This window comes from Telluria sp. ZB4P37, assembly GCF_059685855.1.
In genome coordinates this window covers 405,167-418,590 of the sequence record NZ_JCASID010000003.1, presented here as the reverse complement: position 1 = coordinate 418,590, position 13,424 = coordinate 405,167, and the positions used below count along the sequence as shown (strand labels likewise).

13 protein-coding genes are annotated in these 13,424 nt (G+C 66.5%); 9 read left to right on the top strand and 4 right to left on the bottom strand.

All coding sequences use genetic code 11. From position 1 onward, the window contains the following. Nucleotides 1-198: 198 nt before the first annotated feature. The 9 genes from AC56K1_RS09270 (at nucleotide 199) to AC56K1_RS09230 (ending at nucleotide 8,804) form a co-directional block, all read left to right on the top strand. Nucleotides 199-864, top strand: coding sequence for a DUF484 family protein (locus AC56K1_RS09270; RefSeq protein WP_497157547.1), 666 nt, complete (start codon nucleotides 199-201; stop codon nucleotides 862-864). Between the two features lie 4 nt (nucleotides 865-868). Continuing rightward, a complete protein-coding gene (gene xerC, locus AC56K1_RS09265) occupies nucleotides 869-1,822 on the top strand; it encodes a tyrosine recombinase XerC (protein ID WP_497157546.1) in 954 nt (317 codons plus the stop codon). A gap of 142 nt (nucleotides 1,823-1,964) precedes the next feature. Then, nucleotides 1,965-3,029, top strand: a complete 1,065-nt coding sequence (locus AC56K1_RS09260) for a CobW family GTP-binding protein (RefSeq protein ID WP_497157545.1) — start codon at nucleotides 1,965-1,967, stop codon at nucleotides 3,027-3,029. Between the two features lie 258 nt (nucleotides 3,030-3,287). Continuing rightward, a complete protein-coding gene (dksA, locus tag AC56K1_RS09255) occupies nucleotides 3,288-3,740 on the top strand; it encodes an RNA polymerase-binding protein DksA (RefSeq protein ID WP_497157544.1) in 453 nt (150 codons plus the stop codon). Between the two features lie 258 nt (nucleotides 3,741-3,998). Continuing rightward, nucleotides 3,999-5,291 carry an STAS domain-containing protein gene (locus tag AC56K1_RS09250; protein ID WP_497157543.1) on the top strand — a complete coding sequence of 431 codons (1,293 nt, stop codon included), beginning with the start codon at nucleotides 3,999-4,001 and terminating at the stop codon, nucleotides 5,289-5,291. A gap of 213 nt (nucleotides 5,292-5,504) precedes the next feature. Further along, nucleotides 5,505-6,041, top strand: coding sequence for an ATP-dependent protease subunit HslV (gene hslV, locus AC56K1_RS09245; protein ID WP_497157542.1), 537 nt, complete (start codon nucleotides 5,505-5,507; stop codon nucleotides 6,039-6,041). Between the two features lie 14 nt (nucleotides 6,042-6,055). Next, complete coding sequence (hslU, locus tag AC56K1_RS09240) at nucleotides 6,056-7,396, top strand: ATP-dependent protease ATPase subunit HslU (RefSeq protein WP_497157555.1); 1,341 nt, start codon at nucleotides 6,056-6,058, stop codon at nucleotides 7,394-7,396. A 20-nt stretch (nucleotides 7,397-7,416) separates the two neighbouring features. Beyond that, nucleotides 7,417-7,617: a hypothetical protein gene (locus AC56K1_RS09235; RefSeq protein ID WP_497129384.1), complete on the top strand. Its 201-nt coding sequence runs from the start codon at nucleotides 7,417-7,419 to the stop codon at nucleotides 7,615-7,617. Nucleotides 7,618-8,069: 452 nt separating this feature from the next. Then, a complete protein-coding gene (locus AC56K1_RS09230) occupies nucleotides 8,070-8,804 on the top strand; it encodes a helix-turn-helix domain-containing protein (RefSeq protein WP_497157554.1) in 735 nt (244 codons plus the stop codon). Here AC56K1_RS09230 and AC56K1_RS09225 read toward each other — a convergent pair. From AC56K1_RS09225 to gspE, 4 genes are read right to left on the bottom strand one after another with little or no spacing between them, the layout of a single operon-like run. Continuing rightward, complete coding sequence (locus tag AC56K1_RS09225; protein WP_497157541.1) at nucleotides 8,782-9,969, bottom strand: serine hydrolase domain-containing protein; 1,188 nt, start codon at nucleotides 9,967-9,969, stop codon at nucleotides 8,782-8,784. The genes AC56K1_RS09230 and AC56K1_RS09225 overlap by 23 nt on opposite strands. A 54-nt stretch (nucleotides 9,970-10,023) precedes the next feature. Beyond that, nucleotides 10,024-10,743, bottom strand: coding sequence for a hypothetical protein (locus AC56K1_RS09220; protein WP_497157540.1), 720 nt, complete (start codon nucleotides 10,741-10,743; stop codon nucleotides 10,024-10,026). Nucleotides 10,744-10,773: 30 nt separating this feature from the next. Then, nucleotides 10,774-11,994 carry a type II secretion system inner membrane protein GspF gene (gene gspF / locus AC56K1_RS09215; RefSeq protein ID WP_497157539.1) on the bottom strand — a complete coding sequence of 407 codons (1,221 nt, stop codon included), beginning with the start codon at nucleotides 11,992-11,994 and terminating at the stop codon, nucleotides 10,774-10,776. 4 nt (nucleotides 11,995-11,998) lie between these two features. Beyond that, complete coding sequence (gene gspE / locus AC56K1_RS09210) at nucleotides 11,999-13,420, bottom strand: type II secretion system ATPase GspE (RefSeq protein ID WP_497157538.1); 1,422 nt, start codon at nucleotides 13,418-13,420, stop codon at nucleotides 11,999-12,001. Between the last annotated feature and the right edge of the window lie 4 nt (nucleotides 13,421-13,424).

Below are 13,424 nucleotides of genomic sequence, written 5' to 3'. Positions count from 1 at the left end.
TTGTAACCCGCAGTGCCGGAAAGGTACTGCTGGACGATGGCGAGCTTAAATTGCTCACTGTACTTCGACATGAAAAAACCCCAAAAGTTGGTGTCCAACTTTTGGGGTTCAGTTCACCCGGGCGTCTTTTTTTATGTCCGTCGGCCCCCTAGCCTCAGGTAAAATGACCGCCGGATTCCTTTACCTTCGACCTTATTCATGACCACTGACACGCTCGACACCAACGCCGTTGTCCAATACCTGCTCGACCATCCGCAGTTCTTCGAGGAGCACGCCGGCCTGCTGGGCGAAGTCAAACTGTCGAGCCCGCTAACCGGCCGCGCCGTGTCGCTGCAGGAGCGCCAGATGGAAGTCATGCGCGGCAAATACCGCGTGCTGGAACTGCGCCTGGCCGAGCTGACCCGCCGCGCCGAAGAAAACCACGCGATCGCCAACCGTTTCCACGCCTGGAACCAGGCCCTGCTGGGCTCCGATGGCGGCGCCGCGATGGCGCGCGACCTGGCCGACGCGCTGCGCACCGAATTCATGGTGCCGCAAGTCACCCTGCGCCTGTGGGACCTGGCGCCCGAGCATGCCGATGCCTGGTTCACCCAGGGCGTTTCAAGCGATGCGCGCCTGTTCGCCGCCGGCCTGCGCGCGCCCTACTGCGGCCTGAACAACGATTTCGAAGCGGTGCGCTGGCTCGACGACCCGCTTGCTGTGCGCTCGACCGTCCTGATGCCCCTGAGTGCAGATGGCAAGTGCTTTGGCCTGCTGGTGCTGGGCGCCCCCGACGCCGACCGCTTCACCGCGACCATGGCGACCGATTTCCTGGCCCACATCGCCGCCACCGCCAGCACCGCGCTGGCGCCGCTGCGCGCTTGACGTCATGACTGCGGCGCCAGAGCAGTCGCCTCCGCATCACGACTGGCCGGCCCGCTACCTCGGCGAGCTGGCCACCCAGCGCCAGCTCTCGCCGCACACGGTCGCCGCCTACCGGCGCGACCTGCTCGAACTCGCCACGCTTGCCGGCCACGACGACTGGCCGCGCCTGACCCACCACGACATCCGCCGCTTCGCCGCCAAACTGCATGCCGGCGGCCAGTCGGCGCGTTCGATCGCGCGCAAGCTCTCCGGCTGGCGCGGCTTCTATGAATGGTTGGCGCGCCAGACGGCGCTGGCGGCCAACCCGGTCGACGGCGTGCGCGCCCCGCGCCGCCCGAAAACCCTGCCCAAGGCGCTGTCGGTCGACGATGCCGTGCAGCTAATGGAAGCCAACGCCCACGGCCATCCCGAGCCGGCCGAGCTGTGCGACCGCGCCATGTTCGAACTGCTGTACTCGAGCGGCCTGCGGGTGTCGGAACTTGCCAGCCTCGACATGGTCTATCACGAAGGCGGCGATGGCCTGCCCGCCTCGCTCGGCTGGCTCGACCTGGCGGCCGGCGAAGTCGTGGTCACCGGCAAGGGCCGGCGCATGCGGCGAGTCCCGGTCGGCGCCCAGGCGCGTACTGCACTGTCCGCCTGGCTGGCGGTGCGTCCTGCCGCGCGCGACAGCAGCGCCGCGCTCTTCCTGTCCGCGCGCGCAACCCGCATCACGCCGCGTGTGGTGCAGAACCGCCTGAAGGGACATGCCCTGCGCGCCGGCACGCTGGTGAACGTCCATCCGCACGTGCTGCGCCATTCGTTCGCCTCGCACCTGCTGCAATCCTCGGGTGACCTGCGCGCGGTACAAGAATTGCTCGGCCACGCCAGCATCACCTCGACCCAGGTGTATACGTCGCTCGACTTCCAGCACCTGGCCGCCGTGTACGACCGCGCCCATCCGCGCGCAAAAAGCAAATAAGGTTCACAGGACTGTTCAGCTTTTGGCGTTTCGATATGAGCTGCGTCAAGACGCTGCACGGTTGATGGTGATGTGACACGAAATCCGGCATAATCGGCCGATTCTCGGCCCCGATGCGGGCCCAACCAGATATTTGGCAAACATGGAACCGATTCCCAGCACCATCCTTACCGGCTTCCTCGGTGCCGGCAAGACCACCCTCCTCAACCGCATCCTGCACGAGGACCACGGCTTGCGCATCGCCGTCATCGAGAACGAATTCGGCCAGGAAAACATCGACAACGAAATCCTGGTGCGCGATACCGGCGAGCAGATCGTCGAGATGAACAATGGCTGCATCTGCTGCACCGTGCGCGGCGACCTGATCGTGGCACTGAACAGCCTGGCGCAGAAGCGCGCCGCCGGCGAGATCAATTTCGACCGCGTGGTGATCGAAACCACCGGCCTGGCCAATCCTGGCCCGGTGGCGCAGACCTTCTTCGTGGATGAAGAAGTGGGCGCTAACTACATGCTCGACGCCGTGGTCACCGTGGTCGATGCGCGCCATGCGATGGATCAGCTCGACCAGCACGAGGAAGCCCAGCGCCAGGTTGGGTTTGCCGACAAGATCCTGCTCTCGAAGACAGACCTGGTCGACGCTGCCGCGGTCGACGCCTTGAAGTCCCGCCTGCGCCGCATCAACCCGCGCGCGCCGATCACGACGAGCGACTTCGGCCGCGCGCCGATCTCGGACGTGCTCGACCTGCGCGGTTTCAACCTGAACGACAAGCTCGAACTCGACCCGGACTTCCTGCGCACCGAGGACGAGCATGATCACGGCCACGAGCATGAGCACGGCGAAGCCTGCGGCCACGACCACGTCCACAGCGAGGCCTGCGCCACCCACGACCACCACCACAGCCACCATACCGACGACATCGCCGCCTTCGTGTTCAAAAACGAGCGCGCCTTCGACCCGGAGCGCCTTGATCAATTCTTGGGCAGCATGGTGCAGGTCTTCGGCCCGCAAATGCTGCGCTACAAGGGCGTGCTGTCGATGGCCGGCGCCGAACGCAAGGTGGTTTTCCAAGGCGTGCATCAAATCATGGGCAGTGACCTCGGCGCAAAGTGGGGCGAGAACGAAACCCGTGGCAGCAAAATGGTATTTATTGGTAAAAATTTACCAAAAGACGTATTTATCCGCGGACTCGAACAGTGTTTGGTATAAACTACATCAGTTTTGCGGGCAGGCCCGGGCCCCGCATGACGACCTGCCACGACGATGTCCGGCAGGCCAGGCGACGGTGCCAGCAACATGGCGCCAGATGCATCCGGGCATCCGTCCCATCCCCTCTGTTTCAGGGTCGGGACAGGCAGCGAAGGACGGCGGTCGCCGTCCGGGCAGCAGCCTCATGGTCACCGTGTTGCAAGGTGTTAATGCTGAGTTTGCTGCTAAAATGAAAACCTCTGTCGTATCGAAGGCATCATGACTAAAACAACGAAACCGAATACCGCCGCGCAGCTCGAAGAACGCCTTCTGACGGAAGATGAAATTCGGGTGATGGGCGACGACGACTACATGAATCCGGCCCAGCTGGCGTTCTTCCGCAACCGGCTTCAGGAGCTGGAAAAGGAACTGCTGAAAAACGCCGGAGAAACCACCGAGCACCTGCGCGAAACCGTCCTGGTCCCCGACCCGGCCGACCGTGCGACCATCGAAGAAGAGCACGCACTCGAACTGCGTACCCGCGACCGCGAGCGCAAGCTGCTCAAGAAGGTCCAGCAGTCGCTGCAATCGATCGACTCGGGCGAATACGGCTGGTGCGAAGAAACCGGCGAACCGATCGGCATCCCGCGCCTGATCGCCCGCCCGACCGCGACCCTGTCGCTGGAAGCCCAGCAGCGCCGCGAACTCAAGCAAAAGCTCTACGGCGACTGATCCGCCCTTTCCCTACCGAAGAAGCATGCTCCGCAAGGCGCATGCTTTTTTCTTTTGTGCCCTGCCAGTCTCGGGTACAGTCATTTTCATTTCCCATCGGATACACTAGCGTGCGTCACCTCGTGCGCCACATCGTGCGTCACATCGTGCGTCGGCCACTCCGGCAGCGCAGGGCAGCGTGCGCGCAGCACACGCCGGGCGCAGCCGTGCTACCGTCATGCACGTTCTGGACTTGTTCATTTAACCACTGGCGATCCGATGGGCCTGTTCTCCTTCCTGAAGAAAAAGAACGACGCGCCTGGCGAGGGTTTCCTTGCCACGCCCGACACGCGCCTGCGTGCCGGCGAGCCTTCGCGCCTGCACAGCGAAGCCGAGCGCGACCGCCAGCGCGAGATCGCGCGCGCCACCGCCGCCAAGATCGACGAGATCGAGCTGGCGATGGCCTCCGACATCTTCAACGACGAACCGGCCTGGGGCAGCGCCGTGCGCCGTCCGGCTGCCGCCCCTGCCAGCCTTCCGGCCGCCGCCTCCCCCGACACGGAGCCGGCTACGGCCGACGAGGCGCCCGAGGCTGCGGCGCTGCCGGCCAGCGCGCCCGCCGTCGAGGAAAGCGCCATCCTGTATGCCAACGGCCAGGCCGCGCTGGCCGAACAAGTGCTGCGCGAGAGCCTGGAGGGCTTCGGGCAAACCGAACGCCTGCCCTGGTGGATGCTGTTCGACCTTTACCAGGCCACCGGGCGCGAAGCCGAGTTCGAGAGCATCGCCATCGACTACGCCAGCCATTTCGAGACCTCGCCGCCGGCCTGGCAACCCTTGACGCCGGCGTCGGCCCCGGCCCAGGTGGCCGGCATCGCCGCTTCCGAATCCTTCGGCCCCGTGCTCGACGGCAGTATCGACCCGCGCCTGCAGCGCCTGCTCGCGTCGAACTCGCCGCTGGTGCGGATCGACGTCGGCGCCGTGCGCAGCAGCGATGCCGAAGGCTGCGCCCTGCTGCTGGCGGCCCTGCAAACGCTGCGCCGGGACGGACGCGAGCTGGTGCTGGCCGGCGCCGACACCGTGCTGGCCGTGCTGCGCCCGATGCTGGTCATCGGCGAGCGCAGCGCGGGCGAAGCGCCCTGGCTGCTGCTGCTTGAGCTGCTCCTGCTGCTGGGCCTCGAAAAGGATTTCGAGGAGTCGGCGATGGACTATTGCGTCACCTTCGAGGTGTCGCCGCCCTCCTTCGAGACGCCGCAACATGTCACCGCCGCCGCCCCGGCGCCGGTGGCCGGCGACCGTTTCCTGCTGCCGCCGCTCGTCGCCGGCAATTGCGCACCCCTGTTCGAGGCGATCGATGCCTATGCCGAGGGGCGCGAGCTCCTGGTGCTGGACTGCTCGCGGCTGGCGCGCATGGACTACGCCTGCGCGACCGCGCTGCAGGGCCGCCTGCGCCCCCACACCCTGCAAGGCCGCCGCGTCGAACTGCGCGAGCTGAACCACCTGGCCGCTGCGCTGCTGCGCCTGCTCGGCTATGGCGAGAGCGGCGGCATCCGACTGTATCCGCACCGGTATTAGCGCGTCGGTGCACCTTACCGGCTATCGGCCGGTATTGCCGAGGCATGCGCGAGACGGACACTGTCCATTTTTAAGTCTCTGTCCACGTTTCGTGGACACTCAGTAATCGTGGACAAGCGAGCTGCGAACGCCCCTCCAATTAATGTTGAGCTCATCTTGCAATTTTATGCAGCCACCCCATCTGCGGGATGCTAGACAACCACGAGGCTAAAAATGGAACAATTTCACGGCACCACCATCGTCAGCGTACGGCGCGGCAACCAGGTTGCGCTGGGCGGCGATGGCCAGGTCACGCTGGGCAGCGTCGTCATGAAGGGCTCGGCGCGCAAGGTGCGGACGCTGTACCAGGGCAAGGTATTGTGCGGATTCGCCGGCGCTACCGCCGACGCCTTCACCTTGCTCGACCGCTTCGAAGGCAAGCTGGAAAAGCACCAGGGCAACCTGCTGCGCGCCTCGGTCGAGCTGGCCAAGGACTGGCGCACCGACCGCATGCTGAGCAAGCTCGAGGCGATGCTGCTGGTGGCTGACCGCGAAGTCACCCTGATCCTGACCGGCAACGGCGACGTGCTCGAGCCCGAAGACGGTCTCGGGGCGATTGGCTCGGGCGGCGTATACGCCCAGTCCGCCGCCAAGGCCTTGTACGAAAATACCGACATGACGCCGGCTGAGATCGTGAAGAAGGCGCTGACTATTGCCGGCGAGCTGTGCATCTACACCAACATGTCCCACATCATCGAGACCCTGGAATGAACCAGTCCCCCATCATGAACATGACGCCGCCCGAGATCGTCTCGGAACTGGACAAGCACGTGGTCGGCCAGGGCAAGGCCAAGCGCGCGGTCGCGATCGCGCTGCGTAACCGCTGGCGCCGCCAGCAGGTGGCCGAGCCGCTGCGCCACGAGATCACCCCCAAGAACATCCTGATGATCGGCCCGACCGGCGTGGGCAAGACCGAGATCGCGCGCCGCCTGGCCAAGCTGGCCGATGCGCCCTTCATCAAGATCGAGGCCACCAAGTTCACCGAGGTCGGCTATGTCGGCCGCGACGTCGACACCATCATCCGCGACCTGATCGACATCGGCGTCAAGCAAACCCGCGCCAGCGAGCAGAAGAAGGTGCGCCAGCGCGCCGAAGATGCGGCCGAAGACCGCGTGATCGACATCCTGGTACCGCCGGCGCGCGACTTCGGCTTCAACACGCCTGCCCCGGGCGCCGACGGCAAGGAAGGCGACACCACCCGCCAGACCTTCCGCAAGCGCCTGCGCGAAGGCTCGCTTGACGACCGCGAGATCGAGATCGACGTGGCCGACGTGGCGCCGCAAATGGAAATCATGGCGCCGCCGGGCATGGAAGAAATGACCGAGCAGATCAAGTCGATGTTCGCCGGCGTGGGCAGCGCCCGCAAGAAGCCACGCAAGATGAAGATCAAGGACGCGATGAAGCTGCTGGTCGACGAGGAGGCCGCCAAGCTGGTCAACGAGGATGAGCTCAAGCAGAAGGCGATCGCCAACGTCGAGCAGAACGGCATCGTCTTCCTCGACGAGATCGACAAGATCGCCACCCGTTCCGAGCACGGCGGCGCCGACGTCTCGCGCGCCGGCGTGCAGCGCGACCTGCTGCCGCTGGTCGAGGGCACCACGGTGAACACCAAGTACGGCATGATCAAGACCGACCACATCCTGTTCATCGCTTCCGGCGCCTTCCACCTGGCCAAACCGTCCGACCTGATCCCGGAACTGCAGGGGCGCTTCCCGATCCGGGTCGAGCTCGAATCGCTGTCGATCGAAGACTTCAAGAGCATCCTGACCTCGACCGACGCCAGCCTGACCAAGCAGTACGAGGCGCTGCTGGCGACCGAAGGCGTGACCGTCGATTTCACGAGCGAGGGCATCCACCGCCTGGCCGAGATCGCGTTCTCGGTCAACGAGCGCACCGAGAACATCGGCGCGCGCCGCTTGTACACGGTGATGGAAAAGCTGCTCGAGGAAGTCTCGTTCAGCGCCGGCGCCGAACAGGCGCAGGTGGTGACGATCGACGCGGCCTATGTCAATGACCGGCTCGACAAGCTCGCGGTGAACGAGGACCTGTCGCGCTACGTGCTGTGATTCCAGGAGAGGAGACGGCGATGGCAAACAAGGCATTGGCGACGCGGCAGAAGATGCGGCTGCGGATCGAGCCTTCCCAGCAAGCACTCAAGCCGCGCAACCCGATCGCGGCGCTGGCCAAGGCCAGGTCGGCCGGTGCGCACGCGAAGCCCCTGTCGAGCGAGCGCCAGCAGGCCAAGCGCGCGCTCAAGCAGGCCAAGCTGGTGGCGGACGACGACTGACCGGCATCCTCCCTGCTGACTGATTCCCCTTGGCGGGCCGCGCATGCGTGCCCGCCTTTTTTTGTCCTGCCCCGGTGCATGCCGATGCCGGTATGCACAGGCAATGTCAGGCAGCGTGATGTCTAACCTGGGCCGACCAGCTCACCCTCGTGGCCTTGCCCTGGCTGGTGCTCCAGCTGACAGGAAGCGCGCTGGGGCTGGGCCTGGTGATTGCGTTGATGGGTATTGCGCGCGCCGTGTTCATCCTGCTCGGCGGAGCCATGGTCGACCGCCACTCGCCCAAGCTGATGGCGGTGGCCGCCTGCGCCTGGCTGCTCACACCGATCCGCCGCATCGAGGCGTATCGGCCGGCGCCGGATGCGGCGGCCTGGCTGGCCTGTCCGCCCTCGCATCTTGCGAGGGCGGCCATTCACGGTTACAGTCAGCCGTCGCCCATCCACCACAGGACATCCATGAGTTCACCCGAGCTGGTACTCGACGTGCTGCGCGCGGAACTGCGCGCGGCCAGCATCACGTACAAGGAGCTGGCCACCCGCATCGGCGTGAGTGAATCGAGCGTCAAGCGCCTGTTCGGGCAGAAGGACATGGCCTTGTCGCGGCTGGCGCAGATCTGCCAGGTGACCGGCATCGCGCTGGAAGACGTGCTGCGGCGCGCAGCCGATGCGCGGCCGCAGGCCGACGCCCTCACCCTGCCGCAGGAAACCTCGCTGGTGGCCAAGCCGCGCCTGCTGCTCATGGCGATCTGCTGCCTCGGGCACTGGAGCGTGGAACAGGTGATCGAAACCTATCGCCTGACCGAGCCCGAATGCATCACCCTGCTGGCCGAGCTCGACCGCCTCGGGCTGATCGAACTCAAACCCCTGAACCGCTACAGCCTGCGCGTCTCGAACGCCTTCCGCTGGCTGCCGGACGGGCCGGTGCAGCGCTATTTCCGCGAGCACGTGGTGGAAGATTATTTTGCCGGCAGGTTCGACCGGCCCGGCGAAGCCCTGATGTGCCTGCCGGCGCGGCTGTCGGCGGCAAGTGCCCAGGAGCTGGGGCAGAAAATCGAACAGCTGGCCGGGGAACTGGCGCGCCTGCACCGCAACGACCGGCGCCTGCCCCCTGGCGAGCGCGAGGGCTACACGCTGCTGCTGGGCTTCAGGTCCTGGGAATTCGCGGCGTTTACGGCCTTGCGGCGGGGCTAGTCGGCGCGGGCGGCGCCTGCAGCTGGTCGCCGTACTCCCAGCGCCAGGGCATGCCCGTCTCTCCCAGCACGCGCGCCACGATGCCGGGGAAGAGCCGCTCGGCCCGGACGTCGTTGGCGAGCAGGACCACGCAGCGCCGTCCCCGCTCGATGCACACCAGCATATTGCCGGTCGTATCGTTGTGCCCGCCCTTGAAGAAGCCCGGCCCTTGCGGCCCTGAAAAAGTCACGACGCCAAGTGCGGCGCTCACACCCGGGTGACGGCCCGCCGGCCGCACCTCCGGCTGCAGGGTAGGAAACTGGGTGGCGGTCGTGATCGGCAATTGCGGGCGCAGCATCTCGGCGCGCACGCCTGGCGCCAGGCCTTCACCGTGCATGAAGCCGGCGGCAAAGCGGGCCATGTCAGCGATCGTCGTATCCATGGAACCGGCGGCGCGCACCCGGCTGCGCTGGTCATGCGGCTCGGCCTTGCCGTCGGCATTCCAGCCATCGGCCAGGTTGGCGGAGAAATCCGGCCGCCAGCTCATGCTCGTGCTCTTCATGCCGAATCGGTCGAACACGCGGCGCTGCATCTCGGCACCGACCCGCAGCCCCAGGCCGCGCTCGAGGACGAATTGCAGCAGGATCAGGCCTTCGCCGGAATAGGCATAGCGCGCGCCCGGATCGAAATGCATGCGCAGCCGGCCGTCGGGCTCGACGAAGGCGAAATTGGCAAAGCCCGAGGAATGGGTGAGCAGGATGCGCGGGGTGAGCTTGCGCCAGCGCGCCTCGCCTGCAAGGTGGCTCCAGGGCCCGTAGCCCGGTTCATCCGGATAGTCCGGCAGGGGTTTGGGCAGGTAGCGCGCAATGGACTCGTCCAGGCCCAGCTTGCCCTCTTCCACCAGTTGCATGACTGTGTAGGCGAACACCATTTTCGTCAGCGAGGCGCCGTACATGACGGTGTCGAGCGTCAAAGGCTGCCCTGCCGCGTTGCGCACACCCCAGCTTGCGGTGTATGAAACCTGGCCATTGTCGATGACGCCCAGTGCCAGTCCCCGCACCCCGGCTTGCGCCATCGCCGCGCGCACATGCGCGTCGACCGGCGCGGGAACGGGCCTGGTTTCGCTGCTCCAAGCCGGTGCGTGGAACACAGCGGCGCAGGTGAAGATGCTCAGGGCGAGGCGCATGCCGGAATCCTCCTGTCTAAACGAACAAGGCCGCATCGACTGCGGCCTTGTGGCTTACTGCACCTGCGAGGGCTGTCCCACCGGGCTGTTGACCGAGCGGGTCGGCGGCGGCATCTGCACCTGGTTCGGTGGTGGCGGCTGCTGCGCGCCCTGGGGCGGGGCGGTGGCGTCGGCGGCGGCCGGATCGTTCTGCGGCTCGGCTGGCGCGGGGGTGTCGGGCAGCGGTGGACCGGCGCCGCGGCCGACCGGCGCGCCGGCTGCCATGCCCGGCGGCGCGGACACGGCGCCCGGCGAGGTTTGCGGCTCGACGCCCGGGGGCGGCGCCACCGCCACCGGCTGCGGTGGGGGCGGCATCATGGCACCGCCGCCTTGCGAGGCGCCGGCGGCCTGGGCCAGCTCGACCCGCTTCATAATACCGCCTTCGGACAGCATCACGTAGCGCGGATGCACTTCGGCCACCGTCACGCCCGGCATGATTTCGCGGCCGATGCGTACGGCTTTCGGCGGCGAGCCCTCGGCCACCAGGATCACGGCGCTGTCGCGCCCGGCCGAGACGACGCCCGTAAGCTGGTAGCTGGAAACGGCCACCACGGTCGGCTGGCCGCCGAACAGGGTGGCGGCCGCGTCCGGGCTCGGCTCGGCCTGGGCCACCATCGGGGGCGGCGCCAGCGGGCGCTGCGCAGGCTTGTACAGCTGCAGGAACCAGTAGGCGATCGACACCGCCAGCAGGATCAGCGCGAGCAGGGTAAAGAGTAAGGGCAAACGCTTGTTCATCAGGTTCCTTGCTTGTTTTTCCGGCTCAGCTTATTGGACCAATTGATTGATTTCGATGATCGGCATCAGCACTGCCAGCACGATCAGCAGCACCACCAGGCCCATCGCCAGGATCAGCACCGGCTCCAGCAGGCCGGCGATGGTCAGGGTGCGGCGCTCGAGGTCGGCCTGCTGCGAATTGGCCGCGCGCTCGAGCATGGCCGGCAGCTCGCCGGTGATTTCGCCGGCGCGGATCATGTGCACCAGCATCGGCGGGAACAGCTTCTGCGCCGACAGGGCGCGCGCCAGGCTCACGCCTTCGCGCACGCTGGCCGTCGCCTGCTCGACCAGTTCGGCCATCGCCACGTTCGACAGCGTGTCGCGGCTGGTTTCCAGCGCGCGCAGGATCGGCACGCCCGAGCCGGTGGTGATCGCCAGAGTGCTGGCAAACCGCGCGGTGTTCAGGCTGCGCTCGAACTTGCCGTAGATGGGCGCGGTGAGCAGCCAGGTATGCCAGCGGCGTTTCAGGTCGGGGTTGCGCAGCGCGCGCCGCCACATCCAGAATGCGCCCACCAGGAGGATGCCGACATAGATACCATAGTCGCGCACGAAGTCCGACACTGCCAGCATCATCGTGGTCAAGAGCGGCAGCTTTTGCTTGGTGTTGGCGAACACCGAAACGATCTGCGGCACCACATAGGTGAGCAGGAAGATGACGATGGCAAAGGCGACCACGGTGACGATGGCCGGATAGGTGAAGGCCAGGCGCACCTTCTGCACCAGCGCGTTGCGGCGCTCGATGTAGTCGGCCAGGCGCGACAGCACGCGCGAGAGCTGGCCGATCTGCTCGCCGGATGACACCAGCGCGCGGTAAATTTCGGCGAAGTCGCGCGGGTGGCGCGACAGTGCGCTGGAGAAGGCAGAGCCGCCGATGACTTCGGAGCGGATCGAGGCGATCAGGTCGCGCACATAGGGACGCTCGGCCTGTTCCAGCAGCGCGGTAAACGCCTGTTCCAGCGGCAGGCCGGCTTCCAGCAGGCTGGCCAGCTGGCGCGTGAACAGCGCCAGCTCGACCTGCGACAGGCGCTCGCCGAAGCCGCGCGACCTGGCCACGCCGGCATCATCGAGCTGGGCCGCGATCTGCTCGACGTTCAGGGGCGTGAGGCCTTGCGTGCGCAGGTCGGCGCGCGCCGAGCGCGGGTTGTCGGCGTTGACCACGCCCTTGCGGGTGCTGCCGGCGGCATCCACGGCCTCGTAGCGGAAGGCGGGCATCCGGTCAGTCCTTGGTCACGCGCACCAGCTCGGCGCGTGTCGTGGTGCCATCAAGCAGCCAGCGCTCGCCATCCTCGCGCATCATCTTCATGCCGGTCTTCTGGGCGGCGGCGCGGATGTCGGCTTCGGAAGCCTGGTTGTGGATCTGGGCGCGGATTTCTTCGGTGGTTTCGAGCAGCTCGTAGACGCCGACCCGGCCATGGTAGCCGGTGTGGCCGCAGCGCTCGCAGCCGACCGCATGCCAGCCGGTCGCATCCTGCACCTTGCACTGCGAGCAGAGTTTGCGCACCAGACGCTGGGCCATCACGCCCAGCAATGAAGAAGACAGCAGGAAGGGCTCGATGCCCATGTCCAGCAGGCGGGTGACGGCCGAGGCGGCATCGTTCGTGTGCAGGGTGGCCAGCACCAGGTGGCCGGTGAGCGAAGCCTGCACCGCGATCTGGGCGGTTTCCAGGTCGCGGATCTCGCCGATCATGATCACGTCCGGGTCCTGGCGCAGGATCGCGCGCAGGGCCTTGGCGAAGGTCATGCCGATACGCGCATTGACCTGGGTCTGGCCGACGCCGTTGAGGTCGTACTCGATCGGGTCTTCCACCGTCATGATGTTGGTGGTCGCGGCGTTCAGGCGCGACAGCGCGGCGTACAGCGTGGTGGTTTTGCCGGAACCGGTCGGGCCGGTGACCAGCACGATGCCGTGCGGCTGGTTGATCAGGCGGTCGAACTGCGGCAGCATGCCGGGCGCCATGCCCAGGTGGCTTAAATCGAGGCGCCCGGCTTCTTTATCGAGCAAACGCAGCACGGCGCGCTCGCCGTGGCCGGTTGGCAGGGTCGAGACGCGCACGTCGACCGGCTTGCCGCCGATGCGCAGCGTGATGCGGCCGTCCTGCGGCAGGCGCTTTTCGGCGATGTCGAGCTGCGACATGATCTTGATACGGGAAATGAGCGAGGCGTGGATGGCTTTTTTCGGGCGCACGATGTCGCGCAGCGCGCCGTCGACGCGGAAGCGCACCACCGAGGTCTGCTCGAAGGGCTCGATGTGGATGTCCGAGGCCCCTTCGCGCAGCGACTGCGTGAGCAGCGCATTGATCATGCGGATCACGGGCGCGTCGTCGGAAGATTCGAGCAGGTCTTCGATGGCCGGCACGTCCTGCAGCAGCCTGGTGAGGTCGAGGTCGGCGTCGAACTCGTCCACCACCTGCGAAGCGTCGCCGCCTGCGCCGGCATAGGCCTTGGCGATGGCGTCGTCGAGCTCGTCGCGCTCCAGGCGGCGCAGGGCGATGCGGCCAAAGCGGCGCGAAACCTCCGCGATCGCGGCGGGAGCGGTGGCGCCGGAGACCAGCACTTCGATGGCCTGGCCCGCGTCGTCGCCGCTGCGCGCCAGCACGCCGTGGTCACGGGCAAAGGCGTAAGGCAACAGATTGTTCATGGTC